General features: G+C 58.5%; 23 protein-coding genes. 16 read left to right on the forward strand and 7 right to left on the reverse strand.

All coding sequences use genetic code 11. The features are described 5' to 3' along the window. Positions 1-63 precede the first annotated feature (63 nt). Positions 64-1,206, forward strand: a complete 1,143-nt coding sequence (locus tag ACXAET_RS00920; protein ID WP_475179663.1) for an MFS transporter — start codon at positions 64-66, stop codon at positions 1,204-1,206. 55 nt (positions 1,207-1,261) lie between these two features. Further along, entirely contained in the window at positions 1,262-2,425 is a 1,164-nt protein-coding gene (locus ACXAET_RS00925; RefSeq protein WP_068335595.1) for a M20 aminoacylase family protein, read from the forward strand. Positions 2,426-2,464: 39 nt separating this feature from the next. Here the strand turns inward: ACXAET_RS00925 and ACXAET_RS00930 are convergent, their stop codons facing one another. Continuing rightward, positions 2,465-3,787 (reverse strand): 3-deoxy-D-manno-octulosonic acid transferase, encoded by a 1,323-nt coding sequence (locus ACXAET_RS00930; RefSeq protein WP_475179666.1) that lies wholly within the window; start codon positions 3,785-3,787, stop codon positions 2,465-2,467. Between the two features lies 1 nt (position 3,788). Beyond that, positions 3,789-4,796, reverse strand: a complete 1,008-nt coding sequence (gene moaA, locus ACXAET_RS00935) for a GTP 3',8-cyclase MoaA (protein ID WP_475179669.1) — start codon at positions 4,794-4,796, stop codon at positions 3,789-3,791. Positions 4,797-4,886: 90 nt separating this feature from the next. Between moaA and ACXAET_RS00940 the strand changes: the two genes are divergently transcribed. Beyond that, entirely contained in the window at positions 4,887-5,318 is a 432-nt protein-coding gene (locus tag ACXAET_RS00940) for a hypothetical protein (RefSeq protein ID WP_068335586.1), read from the forward strand. Here ACXAET_RS00940 and ACXAET_RS00945 read toward each other — a convergent pair. The 4 genes from ACXAET_RS00945 to glmU are packed head-to-tail and all read right to left on the reverse strand — an operon-like array spanning position 5,306 to position 9,725. Continuing rightward, positions 5,306-5,992 carry a DNA alkylation repair protein gene (locus ACXAET_RS00945; RefSeq protein ID WP_475179673.1) on the reverse strand — a complete coding sequence of 229 codons (687 nt, stop codon included), beginning with the start codon at positions 5,990-5,992 and terminating at the stop codon, positions 5,306-5,308. The genes ACXAET_RS00940 and ACXAET_RS00945 overlap by 13 nt on opposite strands. Positions 5,993-5,999: 7 nt before the next feature. Then, positions 6,000-6,542: a pyridoxamine 5'-phosphate oxidase family protein gene (locus ACXAET_RS00950; RefSeq protein WP_475179676.1), complete on the reverse strand. Its 543-nt coding sequence runs from the start codon at positions 6,540-6,542 to the stop codon at positions 6,000-6,002. 3 nt (positions 6,543-6,545) lie between these two features. Then, positions 6,546-8,366, reverse strand: a complete 1,821-nt coding sequence (gene glmS / locus ACXAET_RS00955; protein WP_475179679.1) for a glutamine--fructose-6-phosphate transaminase (isomerizing) — start codon at positions 8,364-8,366, stop codon at positions 6,546-6,548. A gap of 3 nt (positions 8,367-8,369) precedes the next feature. Then, positions 8,370-9,725: a bifunctional UDP-N-acetylglucosamine diphosphorylase/glucosamine-1-phosphate N-acetyltransferase GlmU gene (gene glmU / locus ACXAET_RS00960; RefSeq protein ID WP_475179683.1), complete on the reverse strand. Its 1,356-nt coding sequence runs from the start codon at positions 9,723-9,725 to the stop codon at positions 8,370-8,372. A 134-nt stretch (positions 9,726-9,859) separates the two neighbouring features. Here glmU and ACXAET_RS00965 point away from each other — a divergent pair, with 134 nt between their 5' ends. The 3 genes from ACXAET_RS00965 (at position 9,860) to ACXAET_RS00975 (ending at position 13,094) form a co-directional block, all read left to right on the forward strand. Then, positions 9,860-10,531 (forward strand): HAD-IA family hydrolase, encoded by a 672-nt coding sequence (locus ACXAET_RS00965; RefSeq protein ID WP_475179685.1) that lies wholly within the window; start codon positions 9,860-9,862, stop codon positions 10,529-10,531. 39 nt (positions 10,532-10,570) lie between these two features. Next, positions 10,571-11,761: a DegT/DnrJ/EryC1/StrS family aminotransferase gene (locus tag ACXAET_RS00970; RefSeq protein WP_475179687.1), complete on the forward strand. Its 1,191-nt coding sequence runs from the start codon at positions 10,571-10,573 to the stop codon at positions 11,759-11,761. 169 nt (positions 11,762-11,930) lie between these two features. Next, on the forward strand, positions 11,931-13,094 hold the full coding sequence (locus ACXAET_RS00975; RefSeq protein WP_475179690.1) for an isovaleryl-CoA dehydrogenase: 1,164 nt from the start codon (positions 11,931-11,933) through the stop codon (positions 13,092-13,094). A gap of 44 nt (positions 13,095-13,138) precedes the next feature. Here ACXAET_RS00975 and ACXAET_RS00980 read toward each other — a convergent pair whose 3' ends face one another. Then, positions 13,139-13,744: an OmpW/AlkL family protein gene (locus ACXAET_RS00980; RefSeq protein ID WP_475179694.1), complete on the reverse strand. Its 606-nt coding sequence runs from the start codon at positions 13,742-13,744 to the stop codon at positions 13,139-13,141. 133 nt (positions 13,745-13,877) lie between these two features. Here ACXAET_RS00980 and ACXAET_RS00985 point away from each other — a divergent pair, with 133 nt between their 5' ends. The 10 genes from ACXAET_RS00985 to ACXAET_RS01030 all read left to right on the forward strand — a co-directional run bounded on the left by ACXAET_RS00985 (position 13,878) and on the right by ACXAET_RS01030 (position 23,280). Then, positions 13,878-15,401, forward strand: coding sequence for an AMP-binding protein (locus tag ACXAET_RS00985; RefSeq protein WP_475179697.1), 1,524 nt, complete (start codon positions 13,878-13,880; stop codon positions 15,399-15,401). A 331-nt stretch (positions 15,402-15,732) separates the two neighbouring features. Continuing rightward, the gene (locus tag ACXAET_RS00990; protein WP_475179700.1) at positions 15,733-17,337 is read left to right on the forward strand and encodes a carboxyl transferase domain-containing protein; all 1,605 of its coding nucleotides are present in this window, start codon (positions 15,733-15,735) and stop codon (positions 17,335-17,337) included. 5 nt (positions 17,338-17,342) lie between these two features. Further along, a complete protein-coding gene (locus ACXAET_RS00995) occupies positions 17,343-17,762 on the forward strand; it encodes an ASCH domain-containing protein (protein WP_475179703.1) in 420 nt (139 codons plus the stop codon). A 3-nt stretch (positions 17,763-17,765) separates the two neighbouring features. Continuing rightward, positions 17,766-19,694, forward strand: a complete 1,929-nt coding sequence (locus ACXAET_RS01000) for an acetyl/propionyl/methylcrotonyl-CoA carboxylase subunit alpha (RefSeq protein WP_475179706.1) — start codon at positions 17,766-17,768, stop codon at positions 19,692-19,694. A 63-nt stretch (positions 19,695-19,757) separates the two neighbouring features. After that, positions 19,758-20,612 carry a hydroxymethylglutaryl-CoA lyase gene (locus tag ACXAET_RS01005; RefSeq protein ID WP_475179709.1) on the forward strand — a complete coding sequence of 285 codons (855 nt, stop codon included), beginning with the start codon at positions 19,758-19,760 and terminating at the stop codon, positions 20,610-20,612. Between the two features lie 9 nt (positions 20,613-20,621). After that, complete coding sequence (locus ACXAET_RS01010; protein WP_475179711.1) at positions 20,622-21,410, forward strand: crotonase/enoyl-CoA hydratase family protein; 789 nt, start codon at positions 20,622-20,624, stop codon at positions 21,408-21,410. Between the two features lie 187 nt (positions 21,411-21,597). Beyond that, positions 21,598-21,963, forward strand: a complete 366-nt coding sequence (locus ACXAET_RS01015) for an NADH-quinone oxidoreductase subunit A (protein WP_068335558.1) — start codon at positions 21,598-21,600, stop codon at positions 21,961-21,963. After that, a complete protein-coding gene (locus ACXAET_RS01020; RefSeq protein ID WP_068335556.1) occupies positions 21,954-22,487 on the forward strand; it encodes a NuoB/complex I 20 kDa subunit family protein in 534 nt (177 codons plus the stop codon). The genes ACXAET_RS01015 and ACXAET_RS01020 overlap by 10 nt, the downstream gene beginning before the upstream one ends. Before the next feature lie 11 nt (positions 22,488-22,498). Further along, entirely contained in the window at positions 22,499-23,101 is a 603-nt protein-coding gene (locus ACXAET_RS01025; protein WP_475179715.1) for an NADH-quinone oxidoreductase subunit C, read from the forward strand. A 2-nt stretch (positions 23,102-23,103) separates the two neighbouring features. Then, on the forward strand, positions 23,104-23,280 hold the full coding sequence (locus ACXAET_RS01030; protein ID WP_475179717.1) for a hypothetical protein: 177 nt from the start codon (positions 23,104-23,106) through the stop codon (positions 23,278-23,280).

Raw genomic sequence — 23,280 nt, forward strand, 5'->3', positions numbered from 1 at the left:
GATTGCCAAAGTATCCTAAGTCTGTAGAACAGGGCCGTTTGACGCGATCTTAAAGGATACTCCGTGATTGGAATCGTCGCTGCTTGGCGGGCCGTTGCCGCCATGTTCATCCTGAACGGGGCGCTGTTTGGAATTTGGGCATCCCGCATTCCTGCGGTGCGGGATCATCTGGGCCTGACGCATGAGGCGCTGGGCTATGGATTGTTGTTCATGGCAGCCGGCGCGGTGTGTTCGTTTCCGGTGACGGGTCGCCTCACCGATCGGTTTGGGGCTGTATCGATAACGCGGGTCATCGCGGTGCTTTATACGCTGTCCCTGATTCTGCTGGCGATGGCTGACAGCTTTTGGGCGTTGGCAGGTTTTCTGTTCGTGTTTGGGGCCTTTCACGGCTCAATGGATGTCGCCATGAATGCCTGGGCGGCCGAGGTTGAACACGCCTATGACAAACCTGTCATGTCCTCGTTTCACGCGATGTGGAGCTTGGGTGCTGGCCTCGGTGCCCTCAGCGGGTATGGCGCGGTGCAGATGGGGCTGACGGTAATGCAGCACTTTCTGCTGATGGGTGGGATTGTTGTTGCTTTGACGTTGGCGCTGTCCAGGGTTCGGTGGACTTCACGCAAGGCCTCATCTTCGGGGTCTGCGGTGTTCGCGCTGCCGTCCGGCGCGTTGATCCTTGTGGGGTTCACCGCTCTGTGCGGCGCACTTGGAGAAGGGGCCGTCGCCGATTGGAGCGCGATATTCCTGCGCGACGTGACAGGCGCGGAAGAAAGCATTGCGGCATTGGGGTATGCGGTGTTCTCGGTGACCATGGTGGCCTTCCGACTGGCAGGCGGGTTCGTAATCTCTCGGTTTGGTCCGGTCGCGACTGCGCGGTTTGGCGGAGTATGCGCGGCGATGGGTGTTTTCACAGTTGTTTCAACTGCCGAACCGGCGTTGGCGCTGATCGGGTTTGCCCTGATGGGGATCGGCTACGCCGTTATCATGCCGCTGGCGTTCAGCCGGGCCGCCAGCGATCTGAACGTGCCACCGGGACAGGCCATCGCCAGCGTGGCCACTCTGGCATATGGGGGTTTGCTAATCGGTCCACCGCTTATTGGGTTTCTTGCCGAAATGCTTACATTACGCTTGGCGTTCGCGGCCTTGTTGCCCTTGGCAGTTTTGATCGTCTTGCTGTCCGGCGCGCTTCGGCCAGCCCGCTTGGACTAAGGACACAAAGGCGCAATCGGGGTTACACTCCGACAAAAGAAGATGGGAGAGAACTATGCCAATCAAAAACCGTTTTGCCGAATTGCAGGGTCAGATCACTGAATGGCGGCGCGACATTCATGAGAACCCTGAAATTCTGTTCGAAACGCACCGCACCAGCGCCTTGGTTGCCGACAAGCTTAAGGAATTTGGCTGCGATGAGGTTGTGACCGGCATTGGCCGCACCGGGGTTGTTGGTGTGATCAAGGGCAAAACCGACACAGGCGGCAAGGTGATCGGGTTGCGTGCCGATATGGACGCCTTACCCATCCACGAGGAAACGGGGCTGGACTATGCCTCAAAAACCGATGGAGCCATGCATGCGTGTGGCCATGACGGCCATACGGCCATGTTGCTGGGCGCTACCAAATACCTGTCGGAAACCCGGAACTTTGACGGCACGGTCGTTGTGATTTTTCAGCCCGCTGAAGAGGGCGGCGGCGGCGGTCGTGAGATGTGCGAAGATGGCATGATGGACCGCTGGGGCATTCAGGAGGTTTACGGCATGCATAACTGGCCCGGTCGTCCGGTCGGCAGTTTCGCCATTCGTCCGGGCGCTTTCTTTGCGGCGACCGATCAGTTCGACATCACGTTTGAGGGCAAGGGCGGACACGCGGCCAAACCGCATGAGACGATAGACACCACAGTCATGGCCGCGCAGGCGGTTTTGGCGTTGCAGACGATCGCAGCGCGCAATGCTGACCCCGTGGATCAGGTTGTGGTATCGGTCACGTCGTTTGAAACCTCGTCCAAAGCGTTCAACGTGATCCCGCAGAAGGTCTACCTTAAGGGCACGGTCCGCACGATGAGCAAAGAGATGCGGGATCTGGCGGAAAAACGCATCGGCGAGATATGTCAGGGCGTTGCAGCGACATTCGGCGGGGCGGCTGAGGTGACATATTACCGGGGATATCCGGTGATGGTGAACAGCGACGAGCAAACCGATTTTGCAGCAGAAGTTGCGCGGTCAGTGTCCGGAAACTGTGATGAGGCGCCGTTGATCATGGGCGGCGAGGACTTTGCTTTTATGCTCGAAGAGCGACCAGGCGCCTACATTCTAGTTGGCAATGGCGACACGGCGGCAGTGCATCATCCCGAGTACAACTTCAACGATGAGGCTATTCCGGCCGGGTGTAGCTGGTGGGCCGAAATTGTCGAGCAACGGATGCCCGCGGCGTGAAGGTTAACGGCGGGGGTAAGCCCTGACAGCGATTTGCCGTCAGCCCGACGCAGTTGAATTCGGACTTGAGAGGCTAAGTTGGGTGCAGAGTGTTTCGACAACTGCATCCAGTGCCGTTTTTTGGGTCTTCACGCAAGTTTTTGCAGCGGCGCGTGCCTTATCCAGCGCGGTTTGGTCAGTAAGCCATGTTGCTACAGCCTCGGCCAGTTCGGCCGAGGACTGCACTTGCAGCGCGCCGCCTGATGCGATCAAAGGGGCGAATGTCTCAGCAAAGTTGCAATAGCCGGGCCCGGTGATCACCGCAGCACCGGCTTGCGCGGGTTCGAACGGGTTGTGGCCGCCAATCTCTTTTAGCGATCCCCCCAGAAACACGATGGGGCACAGCGCGTACCACGTACCAGTTTCGCCAAGCGTGTCCGCCACATACACCTGAGTTTCCTCTGAGATCGTGTCGCCTGCCGAGCGGACAGCGGATCTCTGTCCAGCTTGGTACAGCAGCGAGGAAACTTCTGACTGGCGTTCAGGGTGGCGTGGGATCAGCAGAAGCAACAGATCTGGCCACCGTCTCAGCAGTTCGGAATGGGCGGCCAGAACCGTTTCTTCCTCGCCCGCATGGGTCGAACTGGCGATCCAGACCGGGCGATTCCCGATCTGCGCGCGGATGTCAGACAGCGTGTCCTGATCTACGGGCAGGGGGTCGGACATCGCCTTAAGATTTGTGCCCGGTTGAACGCGCTCAGGACGTGCGCCCATGTCTATCAAGTTTCGGGCCGTTTTTTCATTTTGGGTCAGGAACAGAAGGAAATGATCCAGGACGAACTGAGCCGTATCGGGGTGTTTTTTCCAGTTTTCGACGGATTTGTCTGAAAGGCGCGCGTTCAGCAGCGCCAAAGGAATGTCCCGCCGGGCACCTTCCACAACAAGGCGCGGCCAGATTTCACTTTCGACAAAAATACCTGCATCCGGGCGCCAATGATCCAGAAAACGCCGAACGGGACGCGCGGTGTCCAGGGGTGGGAATTGGTGGCGCGTGCGGGGCGGCATGCGTTTTTCTATCAGCGCGGCAGATGTAGGTGTGCCAGAGGTGATCAGGAACTCGGCCCCGGGCAAGCGCTCACCTAGCCGTTTGATCAAGCTGATGACGGACAGGGTCTCGCCAACGCTAGCTGCGTGGAACCAGACCAGCACTCCGTCCGGGCGGGGAAGGCTGGCACGCCCCAAGCGTTCCTGTTGTCGAGTCTCGGAAACGTCCGCGGCTTGCAGCTTGTTGCGCACAGTGCGCCAGACAAGCGGAGCCGCAACGGAAGTCAGGCCACAATACAGATGATAAAGCAGCGTAGGGCGGCCAGGAATGCCCGGCATATCAGCCGCCTGTGTGACTCATGTGGCGGCTCATCTTGCCGTCGACCGTTTGGCGGGAGTAGTCGAAATCGTGGCCCTTGGGTTTCAGGTTGATCGCCGCTCGGATCGCCTCTTCCAATGGCTGTTCAGTGTCGGGGTGATCGCGCAGGGGCGCGCGCAGGTCGGCCATGTCTTCCTGCCCGAGACACATATACAGCTCGCCCGTGCAGGTTAGCCGCACGCGGTTGCAGCTTTCACAGAAATTGTGGGACAGCGGTGTGATGAAACCGATCTTTTGGCCAGTTTCTTCAAGCCGTACATAGCGCGCCGGCCCGCCGGACCGCTCGGCCAGATCACTGACGGTGTAGTGGTTCTCGTACTCTTGGCGCACATCTTTGAGAGACCAATACTGGTCCAGGCGATCTTCGTTGCCGATATCACCCATTGGCATGACCTCGATCCAGGTGAGGTCCATGTCCCGTTCGGCGCACCATTTCGTGATCAACGGCAATTCTTCTTCGTTGAACCCCTTGAGGGCCACGGCGTTGATCTTGATCCGCAGTCCGGCCTTCTGCGCTGCGTCGATCCCGTTGAGCACCTGTTTCAGGCGACCCCAGCGTGTTATCTTGGCGAACTTTTCTTCGTCCAGCGTATCCAGTGATATGTTCACGCGTCGCACACCTGCCGCATACAGGTCGTCAGCAAAACGATGCAGCTGTGAACCATTGGTGGTCAGCGTCAGCTCTTTCAAAGCGCCACTATCAAGATGTCGGGTCATGCTGTTGAAAAAAGACATGATATTGCGGCGCACAAGCGGTTCGCCACCGGTGATGCGCAGCTTTTCAACCCCCATCTTCACAAAGGTCGAACACATGCGGTCCAACTCTTCCAGCGTAAGCAGGTCCTTTTTCGGCAGAAACTTCATGTCCTCGGACATGCAGTAGACACAGCGGAAATCGCATCGGTCCGTGACAGAGACGCGAAGATAAGTGATCGCACGTGCGAACGGGTCAATAAGCGGAGCAGTCATGCGATATAGGTAAAGGCGAGGGTCGCCAACGACAAGAGCGAAGTTTCCTTTGCGCTGGCACGGATGCGCGCAGGGGGATAAGCTGACTGCATGAAGTATGTACTAATCACTCTATGTGTTCTCGTGTGCGGGTGCGACACCGTTCGGTCAACGACAGACCGCGTCTTTGGCGGGGACCAAACCCCACCTGAGGCGGATGAGGTCGCGGTTGAAGAGGCCGTGGTGGAAGAACCCGTTGCGCCCGAGCCCGTTGCGGCCACAGCCGTTGGCTGGGTTGGGGCAAAGACAACCATCGCCGGGTTGGGTGACCCGACCACGCCGGGCCGGTGGCTAGAGACTCCTTTGGTCGATACCGAATTCACCGGGCGAGTCGTGGTTCCACGAACCGGATCGCAGGCCTACATCACATTGGTCCCTGCCAGAGGGCCAGAAAGCGGCGGCAGTCGGCTGTCCCTTGATGCGATGCGTGCCCTTTTGTTGCCCTTCGACGAATTGGTTGAACTTGAGGTCTATTCCAACTGATCTTTCAGGTATTTCCCGGCCTCGCGACGGGCAAAAGGTTTCATTGCGCTTCCGTGTTCGGCCAGAAAAGCAACCACTCTCGGTGCGTCGTGTTTTGACAACTCGCGCAGCCACCACGCGATGGCCTTTTGAATGAACCAATCGCGGTCGGGTACGTAACCTGCAGCCCACCCAAGGATGCGGTCGCGCCGAGCCAAGTCGTCGGGTTTGGGGTGGTTCTGCTTGGTCCAGGGCAGCGTGGCCACCAGCGCCGCGCGTCGGGTCCACATATGGTCCGAAGTCGTCCAGAGTTCGACGTGATCCAACCGGGCCGGATCTGCTGACAGGCGTTTCTGCATCGCCATGCAGGCGTGATCCGCCACGGCCCAGGCATCGAAATCGGGTAGCCAGCTTTGCAACAGCGCCCAGACTGCCTCATCCGGGCGAATGCGCGCCTGTGTCAGCAGTTTCGCGGCGGCCAGCCTGCCCTCATGAATGTTGGTTTGCCATAGGGCATCTGCCAATTCTACACGCGCGGGCACATCCAGTTCCCTACGCCATGCTTTTGTCAGGTCGTTCAGAACGGGATTTGCAACACCAAGGTAAGGGCGCTCGACCTTGTGGTAGGCCGCCATTTGCGCAGCGCGCTCTGGATCAGCCTGTGCCTTGATCTGGTCGAGATAGGTTTTCAGCATCCGTTGGTCATTTGGTCAAGCGCGTTGGCTTGCCATCAATGGTTTGTTGGTTCTTTTCCACCCAATAGGCGCGGATATCGTCATCGGACTTTGCATCAACCCATTTCTGCATTGTGTCGCGATCAGATTGATATTCCATGAATGGCACCGCGTAGCCACAGGAGGTTTGGACCAGATCGATCGTCAGATCATAGATCTGGCGCGCGCTGCGATGACTGGGAAAAAGATCGGCCATTTCCTCCCAGCCCGCGTCACCGACATGCAGCGTACGAGCTGTGCCGTACGTCCGCAGGATCAGGGGCCGCGTGGTGAAGGAGCACCACATCAGGGTCATGCGGTTGGTCTCCAGCAGATGCCCGGCTGTTTCATTGCCACTGCCGGTCAGGTTCATCCAAACGATGCGACCGGGTCCCAGAACGCGCAGGGACTCCATCCCCTTGGGCGAGATATTTACGCGCCCATCCGGTGCGGCAGTGCCAACGAAGAACATGTGCTGCTCTTCGATGAACTTGCTGTGGGCGTCGTGCAGTTCCGGGAATTGCTTGGCCATGCTTCACTCCACCGTAACTGATTTCGCCAGATTGCGGGGCTGGTCCACATCGGTGCCCTTGGCGACTGCCGTGTGATAGGCTAGCAGCTGCGCCGGAATCGAATAGAGGATCGGAGCCAAGCTAGGATGGATATGGGGCATTCGAATGGTGCTCCAGGCGCCATCCCCGGCTTCGGCAATACCGTCATCATCAGAAATCAGAATGACTTTGCCCTTGCGCGCCATGACCTCTTGCATGTTTGAAACGGATTTGTCGAACACCGTATCGCGCGGTGCCATCACAACAACCGGCATGTGCTTGTCGATCAGGGCGATGGGGCCGTGCTTTAGTTCGCCCGAAGCATAACCTTCGGCGTGGATATAGCTGATTTCCTTGAGTTTCAGCGCACCCTCCAACGCCAGAGGATACATCAGGCCGCGGCCCAGAAACAGCACGTCCCGCGCTTCGGACAGGCGCTGAGCGGATTTTTTGATAGCGGGGTCCTGATCCAGGGCTGCATTCAGTGCCGTTGGCAAGCCACGCAGCGCGGCGGCATGGTCGGCCAAGTCCTCATCGCTCAAGGTGCCCCGGTCAGCGGCTGCTTTCAAAGCCAACATCAGCAAAACGCTCAGTTGGCAGGTGAACGCCTTGGTTGACGCCACGCCAATCTCGACCCCCGCATGGATTGGCAGTGCGATGTCGCTATCCCGAGCGATTGAGCTTTCGGGGACGTTGATCACCGACACGATCTTGTCGGCCTTGCCCTCGCAATAGCGCAGTGCGGCCAGAGTATCAGCGGTTTCACCCGACTGGCTCACAAACAGAGCCGCCGTTCGGTCCGGGATCGGAGGTTCGCGGTACCGGAATTCACTGGCGATATCGACCTCAACAGGTATTTTGGCCAGGCGTTCGAACCAGTACTTCGCCGTCAGGCAGGCATAGAAGGCCGTACCGCAGGCGACCATTGTAAGGCGGTCCAGCTTGGAGAAATCAAGGTTACCCGGAAGAACAACCTCGTCCCCACCCGTGGGCAGGTAAGATCGGATAGCCTCGGCCACTACAACGGGTTGCTCGGCGATTTCCTTAGCCATGAAGTGTTTATGACCCGCTTTGTCAGCGCGTGTCTGATCCAGCGTGATCTGGCGGGTTTTGCGGTTCGCCAGTTCGCCGGCTTCGTTGCGGATTTCAAGCGAGGTGCGTGTTACCACCGCGCGGTCGCCTTCCTCAAGGTACGTGATGCGGTCGGTTAGCGGGGCAAGTGCAATGGCGTCCGATCCTACGAACATCTCGCCGACCCCATGTCCGATCGCGAGGGGCGATCCCTTGCGGGCTGCTACGATCAGGTCATCCTCACCGTTGAACAGAAACGCCAGGGCAAACGCCCCTTTCAGTCGCTTGATGGTCTCGAACGCGGCATCTACTGGGGAAAGGCCAGAGTCGAGATAGTGCGCGGCCATCAGGGCGACTGTTTCGGTGTCTGTCTCGGTCACGAAATTCACGCCGTTCTCGGCCAGTTCGGCGCGAAGCTCACGATAGTTCTCGACAATTCCGTTATGCACAACAGCCACTGGTCCGGCCTGATGCGGATGTGCGTTGGTCACGGAGGGGGCGCCGTGCGTGGCCCAGCGGGTATGACCGATGCCGGATTTTCCGGGCAAGGGGTCATGCACCAACAGATCGCTGAGATTGACCAGCTTGCCCACTGCACGGCGGCGCCCAAGAACGCCGTCATTGACTGTTGCTATACCCGCACTGTCATAGCCACGATATTCAAGCCGTTTCAAAGCCTCGACCAGAATAGGGGCGGCTTCGTGATCGCCCAATACACCTACGATTCCACACATGGATCAGGCTCCTTTGTCGCGGCGAGCCTTCTTCGCCTTTAGCATGTCAAACAATTTGCGCGCATAGCCGGGCTTGTTGTCCTGTTTGGCGCGGGCCACGGCCAGCGCGTCGGGCTCAACATCGCGGGTGACGACTGTGCCGGTTGCCGTCATTGCGCCATCGCCCACGGTTACAGGGGCCACAAGCATGGTGTTCGAGCCAACAAACACATTCTCACCAATCGTGGTGCGGTGTTTCATGACGCCATCATAATTGCAGGTAATCGTGCCCGCGCCGATATTTGTGGCAGCGCCTATCGATGCGTCGCCGATATAGCTGAGGTGATTGACCTTGGCGCCTTCGGCAATCTCAGCGTTTTTGATTTCCACGAAGTTGCCGATGCGGGTGTTTTCGGCCAGTTCAGTTCCGGGGCGCAGGCGTGCGTATGGGCCTACAATCGCGCCGCGGCTGACGTGGCACCCCTCCAAATGTGAAAACGCCCGGATGGTCGCGCCACTTTCGACAGTGACACCGGGGCCAAAGACCACGTTTGGTTCGATCACTGTGTCGCGTCCGATGATGGTATCCGCCGCCAGATAGACGGTTTCAGGGGCCATCAGGGTAACGCCAATGTCCAACAGGTCAGCACGCGCCCGAGCCTGGAATTCAGCATCCGCAGCAGCAAGGTCCACGCGAGAGTCCACGCCCAGCGTTTCGGATTCAGCACACTTGATCGCGGTGGCGCTCAGACCGCGTGCATTGGCGAGGGAGACGATCTCGGTCAGGTAGTACTCGCCCGAGGCATTTTCGTTGCTGACCTGGTCGATCAGGTTGAACAAAAGCGCGGCGTCGCAGGCCAGCAGGCCACTGTTGGTGAACCGAATAGCGCGCTGTTCCTCGGTGGCGTCTTTGTATTCAACGATCTTTTCCAGTCGATCGCCATCCATGATCAATCGACCGTACCGGGGTTGAACCTCGGAAATGTCAAAACCCAGCATCACCAAGTCATGCGAGGCCCGCTCGTCGATCATTCGGCGCAAGGTGTCCGGTTCGATAAAAGGCGTATCGCCGTACAAGACGATCACGTCACCGTCGAACCCTGCAAGCGCCTCGCGCGCCTGCGCGACCGCATGAGCCGTGCCAAGCTGTTCCGTCTGACGCACAACGATTGCACTTTCATCTTCTGCCTTCGCGGTTTTTTCAACGGCTTCGGCCCCGTGGCCTGCTACGATAACGGTACGCGCCGGAGAAAGACTGGCCCCCGCGCGCATGGCGTGAACCAGCATCGGCGTTTGGGCTATGGGATGCAGAACCTTTGGAAGATCCGACTTCATCCTGGTGCCTTTTCCTGCGGCAAGGATGACAAGGGCAGTGCTCATGAAAACGATTTCTCTTTGTGTTTTGTTGGCGTCCGTTTTATCCGCTGAGGGTAAAGGCGCAAGCGGTTCAGCCATCAAACAAGATTACCGTTTGCAACACGATACGGCAAAAATCCACCGAGGCAGGAGGCAAAATGCGCACAGTTATCTTTGATTTGGACGGAACTCTGGCTGATACATCGGGCGATTTGCTTGCCGCCGCGAACCACTGTTTTCGTCAGATGGGACACGGAGACGTTCTGAGCCGCGAGCAGGATGCGGCAGTTGCATTGCGGGGCGGACGGATGATGCTGACCTATGGGCTGAAACGGGTCGGCGCATATGATGAGGACACTGTTAATACCTATTATCCAACGTTGCTGCAGGCTTATTCGCAGGCCATTGACACCCACACTCATTTCTACCCCGGTGCGCTGGAAGCGGTCGAGATGCTGAAATCAGCGGGTTATGGCGTGGGTATCTGCACCAACAAGCCAGAGGCACTTGCAGACCAGTTACTGAGCCAGATGGGGGTGCGTGATCAGTTCGCCTCGCTTGTCGGGGCCGATACGCTGTCAGTTCGCAAACCCGATCCGGAACCGCTGCGTGAGGCTGCGCGCCGGGCGGGCGGTCACCCGGATTGGTGCATGCTGATCGGCGACTCGGATACCGACCGAAACACGGCGCGGGCGGCGGGTGTGCCCTCGGTCCTGGTGACGTTTGGCCCCTCAGGCGACGATATGGCCGCGCTGGAGCCCGAAGCCCTGTTGCATCATTTCGACGATCTGCCTGACCTTGTGACCGGTCTGATCGGTGCGGCGGCTTGATCTCTTGACCCAGACACCCGGCAGCACCACAACGTGCTTATGACCGAGACATTTACTGGCAGCTTCACCCAGCAGGAACCCATCCCCGATGAGGCAATCGAGGCTGCGATGGCCGTGCTGCGTCACGGACGATTGCACCGTTACAATATTGTACCCGGTGAACTGGGCGAGACCGCGCTTCTGGAGCAGGAATTTGCGGCCCAGATGGGGGCAAAATACTGCTTGGCTGTGTCGTCCGGCGGCTATGCTTTGGCGACCGCGTTGCGGGCTGTTGGGGTCAAGCCGGGTGATCCGGTTCTGACCAACGCCTTTACGCTCGCCCCGGTGCCGGGATCGATTGCTTCGGTCGGGGCCAAGCCGATCTTTGTGGGCGTGACAGAAAGCCTGACCATTGATCTGGATGATCTTGAGGCAAAGCTGCATCAGGCGCGCGTATTGATGCTAAGCCATATGCGCGGGCACTTGTGTGATATGGATCGGCTGATGCAGATGTGCACCGCCGCAGGCGTCACGGTGATCGAGGATTGCGCCCATACAATGGGTGCCGCATGGCGCGGCCAGATGTCTGGGCGTCAGGGTGCGATCGGGTGCTATTCCTGCCAGACCTACAAGCATGTCAATTCCGGCGAGGGTGGTCTGCTGATCACCGATGACGAAGAAATTGCGGCCAAGGCTACGATGCTGTCAGGCTCTTACATGCTGTACGAGCGCCATTTGGCCGCGCCCGGCCCCGAAGTTTTTGAGAGAATCAAATACACCACCCCAAACGTCTCTGGCCGCATGGACAACCTGCGCGCCGCGATCCTGCGCCCGCAATTGCGCGTTCTGGACCGACAGGTGCGGCGCTGGAACGAACGCTATCACGAGATTGAGGCCGGCCTTCGAAACACACCCGGCCTGACCATCGTTGATCGCCCACCGCAAGAGACCTATGTCGGCTCGTCCATCCAGTTCCTGCTGCTTGATTGGTCGCCCGAACGTATAGCCGAGGTCATCCGGCGCTGCGCGGCCCGGGGCGTTGAGTTGAAGTGGTTCGGTGGGGCCGAGCCGACGGGTTTCACCTCGCGCTATGACAGTTGGCGCTATGCGGACAGCGAGCCGCTTCCAGCCAGTGACCGCATCCTTGCCGGTGTCATGGATATGCGCGTGCCTCTTACCTTTTCGCTGGATGATTGCCGCCTGATCGCGCGCATTATCCGGGCTCAGGTCAGCGCGGTCTATCAGTCTTAAACCAATTGAGTGCGCTTTCAGCGCACGCTCAGATTTTTGCAGCCGCCCTTTTTGGGCGGTTGTCTGCGTTTTTTGATCGGCATGTTGCAGAGGATCGTTGACCCGGCTTGATCAGGCTGATATCAGTTTATTGAACGTCTGTTCATTTATGCGAAGGAGGAGATCGCGAATGTTCATGGCCACAATGCAATTCGATCTGGGCGAAGACGTGAATGCCTTGCGCGAGATGGTGCATCGCTGGGCGCAGGAGCGGGTCAAGCCGATGGCGGCCGATGTCGACGCGTCTAACGCTTTTCCGAATGAGCTTTGGAAAGAAATGGGCGATCTCGGCTTGCTTGGTATCACGGTGCCCGAGGAATATGGCGGCGCGGGGATGTCGTATCTTGCCCATACAGTTGCTGTGGAAGAGGTCGCGCGGGCCTCGGCCTCGGTCTCGCTGTCTTACGGGGCGCATTCGAACCTTTGCGTCAATCAGATTAAGCTGAACGGCGATGATGCGCAGAAAGCAAAGTACCTGCCGCGCCTTATCTCGGGCGAACATGTGGGCGCGCTTGCTATGTCCGAAGCCTCGGCCGGTTCTGACGTGGTGTCGATGAAACTGCGCGCGGAAAAGCGCAACGATCACTACCGGCTAAATGGCAACAAATACTGGATCACGAACGGGCCGGACGCGGATACGCTGGTCGTGTATGCCAAAACCGATCCGGATGCGGGTGCAAAAGGGATCACTGCGTTTCTAATTGAGAAAGAGATGAAGGGGTTTTCGACCTCGCCTCATTTCGACAAGCTGGGGATGCGGGGTTCCAACACAGCCGAGCTGATTTTCGAAGATGTCGAGGTGCCCTTTGAAAACGTCCTGGGCGAAGAGGGCAAGGGCGTTGCTGTTCTGATGTCCGGCCTGGATTATGAACGTGTGGTTCTGGCCGGGATCGGAACCGGGATCATGGCTGCCTGTCTGGATGAGATCATGCCGTATCTGGCCGAGCGCAAGCAATTCGGCAAGCCGATTGGCAGTTTTCAACTGATGCAAGGTAAGATCGCCGATATGTACACGGCGATGAATTCCGCGCGGGCTTATGTATACGAGGTTGCAAAGGCATGTGACCGGGGTGATGTGACCCGACAGGATGCGGCGGCGTGTTGTCTCTATGCCTCGGAACAGGCGATGGTACAGGCGCATCAGGCCGTTCAGGCGATGGGTGGTGCAGGGTTCCTGTCAGATTCTGCGGTCAGCCGTATTTTCCGCGATGCAAAGCTGATGGAGATCGGCGCGGGCACCAGCGAAATCCGCCGGATGCTGATTGGACGCGAATTAATGAGCGAGATGGCCTGAGGAAAACGCCCCGCCAGACCCTGGCGGGGCGATGTCGGGAGGATTCAGAAGCGATGGACGTAAGAGACGCCAACCAGCCAGGGATCAATCTCGGCAGTGCCGATATCGGTTCCGTCCAGTTCGACGTCCGAGTCGATATCGAACCAGCGGACATTCAGACGGACGGCACCGTTTTCAGAAACCATGTAGTCCAGACCGGCCTGAACCGCGACGCCGACCGAGTTGTCGAGTTCCAGATCACCAAGAGGCGAGCTTTCGTCGAAGAAGATGGTGTAGTTGATACCTGCGCCCACGTAAGGCTTCCATGCGCTGTTCGTCGCGAAGTGGTAGTTCAGCGACAGGGTCGGGGGCAGGTGCTTAATCGATCCGGCATCAACGCTGCCTCCCAAGGTGATTTCGTGGCTGTACGGCGTGGCGGCCAGCAGCTCGATACCAAGATTGTCACGCACGAAGTACTCGACCGTAAAGATAGCGCTGGTGTCTGCGTCCACCTCGGCGTCGAATCCGGCCAAAGTGCCATTGTCGGATTTGGGATCAATGTAGCCAACACCGACACCAACGGTCCAGTCACCCTGATTCTGGGCAAAAGCGGGGGCGGCGAGCGCAACAAGCGCGGTGGAGAGCGTCAAAGCAACGAGTTTTTTGGTCATTTTATGGCCCTTGAATATGTTGATGGGTGTGTTTTGCACAGGCGTTGCCACGCGAACTCTGATCTACATCAAGTGTCCGCGCCGCTTCGAGCTAACCTCGGCAGTAACACGCTGGAAATAAAAGGTTTTCATAATGCTTCCCGCTGAGTGCATACCGGGGATGCAAAAAAACGGGGGCTGGTTAATCCCCGATAGGCTGAATATGGCGCAGCAGTGCCTTTCTCAGCCAAAGGATCGCGTGGCGATCTTGGATTTGACCGGCGGCGGATGTGAGGCCATCACTTATGGCGCATTGCAGCGTATGGCGGACGGAATAGCGCATGCCCTGAAAAAGCAGGTACAACCCGGTGATAGGGTTGGTGTTCTTCTCAGTCAATCTCCTTGGTGTGCGGCAGCACATCTTGCAATCTGGAAGATCGGCGCGATCTCGGTTCCTTTGTTCAAATTGTTTAAGCGTGATGCCTTGGCGTCGCGGATCGGGGATTCGGGTGCCACGCTTGTGTTGACGGATACCGATGGGGCGGCGTTGGTAGACGATCTGGCTCGACCTGTCGTGGTGGACCAGATCGCGCCGTCGGATGACCCGCTGCCCTTCGCGGATACCGGTCCCGAAGATCCCGCGGTTCTGATCTATACCTCTGGCACTACAGGCAACCCTAAGGGCGCGCTGCATTGCCATCGGGTTCTGACCGGCCACTTGCCCGGTGTTTCGATCAGCCACAATCATCTGCGGGAAGGCGACTGCCTATGGACACCTGCCGACTGGGCCTGGATTGGCGGGCTGTTCGACGTATTGATGCCCGGTTTGGCGCTGGGCGTTCCTGTGGTCGCCGCGCGGCTTGAAAAATTCACCCCCGAAGCCTGCGCTGACGTAATTGCGCGTGGGGGCGTGCGGAACGTGTTCTTTCCACCGACCGCCCTTCGAATGCTGAAAGCAGCGGACCAGTCGATTCCCGGTTTGCGCTCGGTCGCTTCGGGTGGGGAGCCATTAGGGGCCGAGATGCTGGCCTGGGGGCAGAAGGCGTTTGGGCTTACGATCAACGAATTCTACGGTCAGACTGAATGCAACATGGTCGTTTCATCCTGCGCCGTGGATTTCCCGGTGCGACCAGGCTGTATCGGTAAGCCGGTGCCGGGGCATGAGGTTGCGGTTGTCGACAAGGACGGCAACCCGACGAGCGAAGAGGGAGACGTAGCGATCCGGCGCGGCTCAGCCTCGATGCTGCTGGAATACTGGAACAGGCCCGACGCGACGGTTGAGAAATTCCGCGGCGATTGGCTGATCACCGGCGACCGCGGCGTGTGGGAGGGTGAGTACCTGCGCTTCGTAGGTCGCGATGACGATGTGATTACGTCTGCCGGGTATCGCATTGGTCCCGCCGAGATTGAGGATTGCCTGCTTACACATCCGGCTGTGGCGTCGGTGGGCGTAGTCGGCAAACCCGACCGGCTCCGGACCGAGATCGTGAAGGCCTATGTGGTCTTGAAACCGGGGGCCGAGGCTGCAGAGCGGGAATTACAGGATTGGGTCAAGGACCGTCTGGCGCAGTATTCCTATCCGCGCGAGGTGGCGTTTCTTAAGGAACTGCCGATGACGGTTACGGGGAAAGTGATCCGCAAGGAATTGAAAGCGCGGGCGGCGGGGGAGGCAAAATGAAGAATACCATCTTAGGAACCGCTCTAACTTGCCCAAGATGCGGAGAAAAACAAAAAAAGTCAGCGCTTCGAGCGACATTCGATTTCGGAATAGATGCACCGAATATACAACCTTACGCGGGTTGTCAGAATTGCGGGGCTAAGTTGCGAGCGACCCTTGCGACCGGGAAAGCTCTTTTTTTTTGGTTCGTTGCCTCATTTATACTGGGTCCCGCCATTTTTCTGATTTTACTTCTCTCTGGCGCAAATTTCGCATTGTGCGCTGTTGTGGGGGTGACGTTTGTACTCGTTTTCTTTCGGTACGAAAGCAGCCTTTGGAGGATAGTTGAAGTATGAAACTCGTATCCAAAACCATGCCCACCTCCGAGGGGTTCCAAGCAAACCGCGCTGCCCACCTCGAAGCGCTGGCCCAAATCTCTGCCGCTGCCGAAGCAGCCCGGATGGGCGGGGGTGAGAAATCCCGCGCGCGGCATGAATCGCGGGGCAAGATGTTGCCGCGTCGTCGGGTCGCGAACCTGCTTGATCCGGGGTCTCCGTTCCTTGAAATCGGGGCGACGGCGGCGCACGGGATGTATGGCGATGCCGCGCCAAGCGCCGGGGTTGTCGCGGGCATTGGCCGGGTGCAGGGGCGTGAGGTTATGGTGGTGTGCAACGACGCCACCGTAAAGGGCGGCACCTACTATCCGATGACCGTCAAGAAGCACCTCCGCGCGCAGGAGATCGCTGAGGAAAACCACCTGCCTTGCATCTATCTGGTCGACAGCGGCGGTGCGAACCTGCCCAATCAGGATGAGGTCTTTCCCGACCGCGACCACTTTGGCCGCATCTTCTATAACCAAGCGCGGATGAGCGCGAAGGGAATCCCTCAGATCGCTGTAGTGATGGGGTCTTGTACGGCGGGTGGTGCCTATGTGCCTGCGATGTCAGATGTGACCATCATTGTAAAAGAGCAGGGCACGATTTTTCTGGCCGGGCCTCCTCTAGTCAAAGCGGCAACCGGTGAGGTTGTCACGGCTGAGGATTTGGGCGGCGGCGACGTGCATACCCGTCTGTCCGGTGTGGCTGACTATCTGGCCGAGGATGACGCCCACGCCTTGGCTCTGGCGCGGCGAGCGGTTGGTTCGCTGAACCTGCGCAAGCCGCAGACCGTGGATTGGGCCAGCCCCGAAGACCCGGCTTATGACCCCGAGGAAATCCTTGGCGTTGTTCCGGCTGATCTGCGCACGCCCTATGATATTCGCGAGGTGATCGCCCGTCTGGTCGATGGATCGCGCTTTGATGAGTTCAAACCTCGGTTCGGGGAAACGCTGGTAACCGGGTTCGCCCATGTCAAAGGTTGTCCTGTGGGGATCATTGCCAATAATGGCGTGCTGTTTTCCGAGGCGGCGCAGAAGGGCGCGCATTTTGTCGAGCTTTGCTCGCAGCGGAAAATTCCTTTGGTGTTTCTGCAAAACATCACGGGTTTCATGGTCGGTCGGAAATATGAAAACGAAGGCATCGCGCGGCATGGGGCCAAGATGGTGACGGCTGTGGCGACGACTTCAGTGCCGAAGATCACCATGCTTGTCGGGGGGTCGTTTGGGGCTGGAAACTATGGCATGGCGGGCCGGGCCTATCAGCCGCGGTTCCTGTGGACCTGGCCGAACTCACGGATTTCCGTGATGGGTGGCGAACAGGCCGCAGGTGTGTTGGCCACTGTTAAACGCGACGGGATCGAGCGGCAGGGCGGCACGTGGTCACCCGAGGAAGAGGCTGAATTCAAGCGCCCGACGCTTGAGATGTTCGAAGAGCAGTCCCATCCGCTCTATGCTTCGGCGCGGTTGTGGGATGACGGTATCATCGACCCGCGCAAAAGCCGCGACGTGCTGGCCCTTTCTCTCAGCGCTGCTTTGAACGCCCCGATTGAGGAAACACGTTTCGGCGTGTTCAGGATGTGATTGCCATGGCACTGAATGACGTATTGACCCGCTATCCCGGTGCGCAAACCTTTAAATTCGGCGACAGCGCTGAACTGAGCGCTGAGTTGCTGGCACTGGTGCGCTCCGGTCGGAAAACAGCAACCTGTGGCGCGCGTCGGGATTATCCCGACGGCAGCCCCGAGATGCCGGTTGTCGGACGCCAGGATATTGCTTTGGAATGGGACGGTCGCCCGGCATTGGTCATCGAAACGGTCGAGGTATCGATCTGTCGATACTGCGATGTTACAGAGGATTTCGCCTTGGCTGAGGGTGAGAACGAAACCCTTGAAGGGTGGCGCCGGGATCATCAGCGTTACTTTGAGCGTAACGGTGGATTTGAACCTGAGATGGAACTGGTGTGCGAGCGGTTCCGGCTTGTAGAAGATCTGGCGGTTGAGGGGTAGACGATGTTCAACAAAATCCTGATTGCCAACCGGGGCGAGATTGCCTGTCGGGTCATGGAAACGGCGCAATCTATGGGCGTGTCTTGCGTCGCTGTTTACTCGGATGCGGATGCGACGGCCAAGCACGTTCAGATGGCGGATGAGGCTGTGCACATTGGCGGTGCAGCTCCGGCCGAGAGTTACCTGAAGGGCGACGTGATTATTCAGGCCGCGCTGAAGACCGGGGCGCAGGCGATTCATCCCGGGTACGGTTTCCTGTCCGAAAATCCCAAATTCGTCGATGCGGTCGAGGTCGCCGGGCTGGTGTTCATCGGACCTTCGGCGGATGCGATTCGTAAAATGGGTCTAAAGGACGCGGCCAAAGTGCTGATGGAGCAGGCCGGTGTTCCGGTTGTTCCGGGCTATCACGGTGACAATCAGGACCCCGAGCATCTGGCCGGGGCTGCCGACACCATTGGATATCCGGTGCTGATCAAGGCCGTCGCCGGTGGTGGCGGCAAAGGCATGCGTCTGGTAGAGCGACCCCAAGATTTCGCCGCTGCGCTGGATAGCGCCCGGGGTGAGGCGCGCACCGCATTCGGCAATGACGATGTGTTGGTCGAAAAATTCGTCGCCAAACCGCGCCATATCGAAGTGCAGGTTTTTGGCGATGGCACCCGTGCGGTGCATCTGTTCGAACGCGATTGTTCGCTGCAACGTCGCCATCAGAAAGTGATCGAAGAGGCTCCGGCCCCCGGAATGACGCCCGAGATGCGCGAGGCGATGGGTCAGGCCGGTGTGCGTGCGGCCGAAGCCATCGGCTACAAAGGTGCGGGAACGGTCGAGTTCATCGTGGATGCGTCGGACGGGCTGCGCCCGGATCGCTTCTGGTTCATGGAGATGAATACCCGCCTGCAAGTCGAGCATCCGGTGACCGAAGCAATCACGGGTATTGACCTTGTCGAATGGCAGTTGCGGGTAGCGTCAGGCGAGGCTTTGCCGAAACGTCAGGAAGACCTGTCAATCTCGGGCCATGCTTTCGAGGCCCGGCTTTATGCCGAAGACGTTCCCAAGGGCTTTCTGCCTGCAACGGGCACCCTGACGCATCTTCACTTCCCGCCCGCTTGTCGCGCCGACAGTGGGGTGCGCGCGGGGGACACGATCAGCCCGTGGTATGACCCGATGATCGCCAAGGTCATCGTTCACGGCCCTACGCGAGAGGTTGCGCTGGAGCAATTGCACCGGACCCTGCAGCAGACTGAGGTCGCAGGTACTGTCACAAACCTTGCTTTTCTTGGCGCGCTTACGCAGCACACGGGGTTTGCCTCTGGTGATGTGGATACCGGGTTGATTGGGCGTGATCTTGAGGCGCTGACACAGCAGGAGCCGGTGTCGGCCACGACCTATGTGGCTGCCGCGATGACCGCGCTGGGTCTGGTTGAGACGAGCAGCGAAACCGGGTTCTCGCTGTGGGCGCCGTTGCATCGGGCGGTTCAGCTCTTGGCGCCAGAGGTGATTGATCTGGACGTTCAGGTCGAAAGCCCCGATCGTCAGGTATGGCAGATTGGCGAACAGACCGTTATCTCTGAACGCAGCACTGGAGGTTGGCTGATCGGTGGCGCGCCAATGCCGCGCGTTTCGGTTTCGGGGTCACAGGTCACTGTGTTCGATGCCTACGGACAGGCCTTTGATACCGTCGATCCGCTGGACCGTGATGCCACTGCTGCGGGGGATACCAACGTGATCGAGGCACCCATGCCCGGTCTGGTGAAAGCCGTGTTTGCGTCGGTTGGGCAGGCAGTGAACGAAGGGGATAGGCTGGCCGTCCTCGAAGCAATGAAGATGGAGCATTCGTTGCTGGCAGCCCGAGATGGAATAGTGGCCGAGGTCTTGGTCGAGAATGGCGGGCAGGTTGAAGCCGGTGCCGCGCTGATCAGGCTGGAAGAAGAGTGATTTCGACGCCTGCCGCCTAGGGTGGCACCGTCGAAGGTGATCAAAGCTGGGAGGAGCGCAACCATGGGCGAGCGGGTCGATATTTTTGAAGTGGGTCCACGCGATGGTCTGCAGAACGAAAAACGCGAGATCGCGGTTGCAGAAAAGGTAGCCCTGATCAATTGCCTCAGCCGCGCGGGCTTCAACCGGATTGAAGTAGCCAGCTTTGTCTCGCCCAAATGGGTGCCGCAAATGGCGGGCAGTGCCGAAGTTTTAGGCAAGATCACCCGGGCGGACGGAGTGCGTTATGCCGCGCTGACCCCAAACATGCGCGGGTACGAAGACGCGCTGGCGGCCAAGGCAGATGAAGTCGCGATATTTGCTTCGGCGTCAGAGGGGTTTTCCAAGGCAAATATCAACGCTACGATTGCCGAGTCGATTGAGCGGTTCACCCCTATCCTTGAGGCCGCGCGGCATATTGATCTGCCGGTGCGGGGTTACGTGTCTTGCGTGACGGACTGCCCGTATGATGGCCCGACACCGCCGGAAAAAGTGGCAGAGGTTGCGGATCACCTTTTTGCGCTGGGCTGCTACGAAGTGTCCTTGGGTGATACGATCGGGCAGGGCACACCGGATACTATTGCTCATATGTTGCTGGCCGTGCGCGAGCGTGTTCCCGTGACGCGGCTTGCAGGGCATTTCCATGACACAAACGGGCGCGCGATCGATAACATCGACGCGGCACTGGCGCTGGGCGTTCGTACCTTTGATACGGCTGTCGGGGGGTTGGGCGGGTGCCCATACGCGCCCGGAGCTGCCGGAAACGTTGCGACCGAGGCGGTGGTCGCGCATTTGGAGCGGCTGGGTTATGAGACCGGGCTTGATCTGGGAATTGTCGAAGAGGCGGCGCAGATTGCCCGCGCCATGCGGTCAGAGTGAGGGACGGCCATGTTTGAAACGATTTCGCTTTCGACCGATGCACGCGGGATAGCAACCCTGACGCTGGACCGGGCCGAGAAGCACAACGCAATGTCGGCGCAAATGATATCTGAGTTGACCCAGGCCGCTCGGCAATTGGGTGAAGACGGCGCGGTTCGTGCCGTGGTACTGACCGGCGCGGGCAAGAGCTTCTGCGCGGGCGGTGATTTGGGTTGGATGCGGGATCAGATGGCCGCTGATCCAGAAACCCGGTTTTCCGAGGCGCGCAAACTGGCCGAGATGTTGCAAGCACTGAATACCATGCCCCGGCCCCTGATCGGTGCCGTGCAGGGCAACGCGTTTGGTGGTGGCGTCGGGCTGGCCGCGGTTTGTGACGTGGCAATTGGCGTAATCGGCTTGAGAATGGGTCTGACCGAAACGCGGCTAGGACTGATTCCCGCCACCATCGGCCCTTATGTTATCGCCCGTATGGGCGAAGCCCGCGCGCGGCGCGTTTTTATGTCAGCACGGCTGTTTGACGCCGCCGAAGCCGTTGAGCTTGGCTTGCTGGCCAAAGCGGTGCCTTCCGCTGATCTGAGCGCGGATGTTGAAAAAGAAGTCCTACCCTATCTCTCTTGCGCGCCGGGTGCGGTAGCATCGACCAAATCACTGGTGCGATCGCTGGGACCGACAATTGACAATTTGGTGATCGATCAGACCATCCAGGCGCTGGTCGAGCGGTGGGAGACCACCGAAGCGCACGAAGGTATCAGTGCTTTTTTTGAAAAACGAAAGCCTTCTTGGAACAATGAAGGCTAGCGCGCTAGAACAGCGTTTAAATTCGGGTGAAAAATGTAGCTTTTTTATTGCTGGAAACAACTGAGTTATTAGGCCACTGCGCGTTTGTGCTCGGTTGACCCCCTGATCCTGCGCGGATAGAGAATGGCCAGTCAACACGCCAATTGACGGCGCCCCCGATTTGGGTTGCGCAGGAAAGGAGCTATTCGTGGAAGACCTGCTACGGGAGTACCTCCCGATTCTGGTGTTTCTGGCCGTTGCTGTGGGCCTTGGGATCGTCCTGATTCTGGCGGCTGTGGTTCTGGCTGTACGTAACCCCGACCCTGAAAAGGTCAGTGCATATGAATGCGGCTTTAACGCATTCGACGATGCGCGCATGAAATTCGACGTCCGATTCTACCTGGTGTCGATCCTCTTCATTATTTTTGATCTGGAAATCGCCTTTCTGTTCCCCTGGGCCGTTGGGTTCCGGGACATTAGCGATGTGGGTTTCTGGTCAATGATGGTGTTCCTGGGCGTTCTGACCATCGGCTTTGCCTATGAATGGAAGAAGGGGGCCTTGGAATGGGAGTGATGACAGGTGCAAACACTGCCGGTGTCGACAAGGAGGTCGCCACCGAGGCCTTAAATGCCGAGTTGCAGGACAAAGGGTTCTTGCTGACATCGTCCGAGGACATCATCAACTGGGCCCGTACCGGATCGCTGCATTGGATGACATTCGGTTTGGCCTGTTGCGCGGTCGAGATGATGCACACCTCAATGCCTCGGTATGATGCGGAACGGTTCGGAATTGCACCCCGCGCTTCCCCGCGCCAGTCCGACGTGATGATCGTTGCGGGGACGCTGACCAACAAGATGGCCCCGGCGCTGCGCAAGGTCTACGATCAGATGCCCGAGCCGCGTTACGTGATCTCAATGGGATCCTGCGCCAATGGGGGTGGTTACTATCACTACTCCTACTCTGTGGTGCGCGGGTGTGATCGCATCGTTCCGGTTGATATTTATGTCCCCGGCTGCCCTCCGACGGCTGAGGCGTTGCTGTACGGCCTGATGCAGCTGCAACGCAAAATCCGCCGCACCGGCACAATCGTACGCTGAGGAGAGGGCAGATGAGCGAAGCACTCAAAGAACTTGGCGCACAGCTAGAGGTGAAGCGGACGGATTGCGTTCTGTCCTGGGATGTGACCCACGATGAGCTGAACGTCGATGTGGCCCCGTCAAGCCTTGTGGAGTTTGTCGAGTTTCTTAAAACCGACCAAAGCTGCAAGTTCTCGACGCTGGTGGATATTACGGGCGTGGACTACCCCGAACGGCCCAAGCGGTTCGACGTGGTGTACCATTTCCTGTCGATGTATCAAAACCAGCGTATTCGCCTGCGGGTTTCGATCCGCGAGGAGGACATGGTGCCTTCAATCACTGACATTCACCCCTCGGCCAACTGGTTCGAACGTGAGGTGTTTGACATGTTTGGCATCCTGTTCTCAGGGCATCCCGACCTGCGGCGTATCCTGACCGACTATGGTTTCCGGGGCTATCCGTTGCGCAAAGATTTCCCGACCACCGGATATACCGAGGTACGGTATGATGAGGCGCAAAAGCGGGTTGTTTATGAACCTGTCAGTCTGGTTCAGGAGTATCGTCAGTTCGATTTCATGAGCCCGTGGGAGGGCGCGAATTATATTTTGCCCGGAGATGAAAAACAGGAGTCGTAGTCATGTTTGAGTTCCTGATCTGGATTGTGTTGGTGGTGGCGACGGTTGTTCCGATGACCAAGCTGTTGCCGCATTTCGGGATCAACAAGAACTGGGCGTTTGCATGCGTAATCTCTCCGGTCGTGCTTGTCCTGTTATGGATCATGGCCTTGAGGCTGCAAGAGATGGAGGGACGCTGA

The organism is Ruegeria sp. AWH4_226 (assembly GCF_056159225.1).